The sequence below is a fragment of the Streptomyces sp. UW30 genome (genome assembly GCF_008042075.1).
In the GTDB taxonomy this organism is placed as follows: Bacteria; Actinomycetota; Actinomycetes; order Streptomycetales; family Streptomycetaceae; genus Streptomyces.
In genome coordinates, this window is record NZ_RDBN01000109.1 from 1 (window position 1) to 1,406 (window position 1,406).

The following is a 1,406-nucleotide window of genomic DNA, read 5'->3' on the forward strand; positions in this document are numbered from 1 at the left end:
AAGGCTCCCAGTAGAAAGGCTCCCAGTAGACGACTGGGTTGATAGGCCGGATCTGGAAGCACGGTAACGTGTGGAGGTGACCGGTACTAATAGGCCGAGGGCTTGTCCATAGAGGCTCGCGTCCACTGTGTTGGTTCTGAAGCAACGACCGACGTCCCCCCTTGTTTGGGGGGTTTCCGGTCACAGTTTCATAGTGTTTCGGTGGTTATAGCGTGAGGGAAACGCCCGGTTACATTCCGAACCCGGAAGCTAAGCCTTACAGCGCCGATGGTACTGCAGGGGGGACCCTGTGGGAGAGTAGGACGCCGCCGAACAATTTTTGAGAAAGGCCCACGCCRTAYGGCGTGGGCCTTTCTGCATTTCTGGCTCAGGACGGCTGAACCAGTCCCGTGTCGTACGCCAGAATCACCGCCTGAATTCGATCCCGCGAGCCCGTCTTCGCGAGGATGCGGCCCACGTGGGTCTTCACCGTCGACTCGGCCAGGTGGAGGCGCGTGGCTATTTCCGTGTTCGTCCAGCCCTTGCCGACCACCGTGAGGATCTCGCGTTCGCGGTCGGTGAGGGGAGACAGGCGGGGGTGGTCCAGAGCCGATGTCTCTTGGCCTTCGGCGCGGCTTTGCGGCGGGAGGTGGTGGGCGTACGCGTCGAGGAGGCGGCGAGTCAGGCTTGGGGCGACCACCGCGTCGCCGGTGGCGACCGCGCGGATGCCGGAGAGGAGTTCCTCCGGCTGGGCGTCCTTGACGAGGAAGCCTGAGGCGCCTGCGCGGAGGCCGGCGTAGGCATACTCGTCGAGGTCGAAGGTGGTGAGGATCAGCACCCTGGTGCGGTCGCCGGAAGCGGTGATGCGGCGGGTGGCCTCGATGCCGTCCAGGCCGGGCATGCGGACGTCCATCAGGATCACGTCGGGATGCAGTTCCGCGGTCATGCGGATCGCCTCGCTGCCGTTGGCGGCTTCGCCCAGCACTGTCATGTCGTCCTGGCTTTCCAGGAGCATCCGGAAGCCGAAGCGCTGCAGGGGCTGATCGTCGGCTATGAGGACGGTGGTCACTGCGGGGTTTCCTCCGGGAGGTGCAGGTGGACGCGCCAGCCCTGTTCGGGGTGGGGGCGTGGGCCGGCCTCAAGTGTGCCGCCGTACAGGGCTGTTCGCTCGCGCATTCCGGGCAGGCCGCGGCCGCCCGTGGGTTGGGAGGGGCCGCCGTTGCCGGTGTCGGTCACGGTCGCAGTGACGGCGCCCTTCTTCTCGTATGAGAGCTCTATGTGCGCCGTTGTGTCGGGGCCCGCGTGTTTGAGGGTGTTGGTGAGGGCTTCCTGGATGACGCGGTAGACGGTGAGTTGGCGGCCCGCCACCCGCAGGGAACCCCGGACAAGGACATCGTCCCGGTCCTCATGTCCATCGCCGTCGCGGT

General features: G+C 65.7%; 2 protein-coding genes and 2 rRNA genes. 2 read left to right on the forward strand and 2 right to left on the reverse strand.

All coding sequences use genetic code 11. From position 1 onward, the window contains the following. Both EAO75_RS46865 and rrf read left to right on the forward strand, forming a co-directional pair. Positions 1–110, forward strand: a 23S ribosomal RNA gene (locus EAO75_RS46865); the annotation flags it as partial. An 87-nt stretch (positions 111–197) separates the two neighbouring features. After that, positions 198–314 (forward strand): 5S ribosomal RNA (gene rrf, locus EAO75_RS44490). Between the two features lie 53 nt (positions 315–367). On the opposite strand, the gene EAO75_RS44495 is transcribed toward rrf, so the two are convergent. Next, positions 368–1,048 (reverse strand): response regulator, encoded by a 681-nt coding sequence (locus tag EAO75_RS44495; RefSeq protein WP_148000825.1) that lies wholly within the window; start codon positions 1,046–1,048, stop codon positions 368–370. Beyond that, positions 1,045–1,406: sensor histidine kinase (locus EAO75_RS44500; protein ID WP_261989716.1), on the reverse strand; the 362-nt coding region annotated here is incomplete at its 5' end. The genes EAO75_RS44495 and EAO75_RS44500, both read right to left, overlap by 4 nt.